Origin of the sequence: Desulfovibrio sp. 1214_IL3152 (genome assembly GCF_036763055.1) — a bacterium.
Lineage (GTDB): Bacteria > Desulfobacterota > Desulfovibrionia > Desulfovibrionales > Desulfovibrionaceae > Desulfovibrio.
Genome location: NZ_JBAIYW010000081.1, coordinates 1 through 1,485, shown reverse-complemented (window position 1 = coordinate 1,485; position 1,485 = coordinate 1). Strand labels below are relative to the sequence as shown.

General features: G+C 60.0%; 2 protein-coding genes. Both read right to left on the bottom strand.

Annotation, left to right across the window (positions count from 1 at the left end; all coding sequences use genetic code 11):
• Nucleotides 1-209 precede the first annotated feature (209 nt).
• A complete protein-coding gene (locus V6C07_RS01545; protein WP_333534636.1) occupies nt 210-767 on the bottom strand; it encodes a lysozyme inhibitor LprI family protein in 558 nt (185 codons plus the stop codon).
• A 170-nt stretch (nt 768-937) separates the two neighbouring features.
• Nucleotides 938-1,485 (bottom strand): S24 family peptidase (locus tag V6C07_RS01540; RefSeq protein WP_333534635.1); only part of this gene is annotated, 548 nt, incomplete at its 5' end.

Genomic DNA, 1,485 nt, shown 5'->3' with positions numbered 1-1,485 from the left:
GCGGCCTCCGGTCAGGCTGCGGGTGACCGCTCTCCGGGCGGCGGCCTCTAGGCCGCCGCCGGATGGAGTGGCAACAGGGCGACTGCTCACGCAGCTGCCAGAACAGAACAGAGCAGAACAGAGCAGTGCAGCAGACTGCTCTGGCTGATCGCGCAGATAAAGACCATGAGCGTGCTTCAGGCGCGCATGGTGTCAAAAAAATCTTCCGCCTATTCGGGGTTTTCCCCCAGCGCGTTCAGCCACTGCACCATGCGCGCGGTCTGCTCCAGATACCACAGGGAAGCCATGAGCGGCGACAGTGTGCCCCCGTCAGGATCATACATGGTCGCAGAGCCGCTTTTGCGCATGGCGTCCCATGCCGCGAGGGTTTCGCGCAGCGATTTGCTTCTTTCTTCACCAAGCACAGGGGGCAGGGCAATCTGCCGCACGGCGACAATCTTTTCGAGCCGTTCCAGTTCCGCATTGATGCAGTCCTGCATATCGGTGGTCACGCCAGCGGCACTGTCCATACACGTCTGGTAGTCTGGGCTGAAAAGACCGTCGACCGGTGGCGGAGCCTCATCATTCTGATCTTTTTCCTGACCATCCGTCCGGCTTCCCTGGTCATGGCTGCTGCTGCCGGACTGGCTGGACGGGTTTCCGGCCGGAACCGCCTGGCTTTCCGCATGCTTTTCCGCGCCGGAGACGCTGGAAGAAAAAGAAAGCAGAGTCAGAATGGCTATGATGGGCAATATGACGCCGAAAAGATGCAAACGACCTTGCAACATCCTGTACTCCTTACTGGAAAAGACCATATTGCGCGCAGTGTACGCGCAGCCCCAGGGAGGCGCAATAGGTCGAGGCGCGCCTGCGGCGGCATTTTCGTCATCTGGAGCATTTTATTTTTGCGCAAGCGGGTCGCAGCATTTGCCCGATGCCACTGCGCCAGCCATGTTCCCTACCGGTATTCACGCCCGGACCACAGTACGCGGCCGATAACCCTGAACTGGTCGGCAAGGTCGCCGCGCAGGTCCAGACTCACCGGGGGATAGGCGGGATTGACGCTGTGCAGGATTATTTTGCCGGGAACCTTGTCAATGCGCTTTATATAGATGGCGTCTTCAAAACCCACGGCATAAAGGCGGCCAGGGCTGATTTCCGTCTGGCCCCTATCCAGCAGCACAAGGTCATTATCAAATATTTCCGGAACCATGCTGTCGCCGGACACGCGCATGAGGACCATGCGCCGGGGGTTGCCTTTGCGGCGTAAAAAGTCGCCTCTGAAGGCGTAGCTGTCTTCGCTGCGTTCGCTGACCTCCAGGCTGCCCGTACCTGCGGAAAGCCTGGCTTCAGCCAGGGGAACATGTATGAGATCCGCCTTGCAGTCGCCGTGTATGGACGGCAGTTCACCCTCGGCAGCTTCGGGAAGCCGCATGGGGCCGCTGCCGAAAAACAACCAGTGGGCATTCACCCCGGTTGTGGCGGCGCAGGCCTGTATCCAGGCGG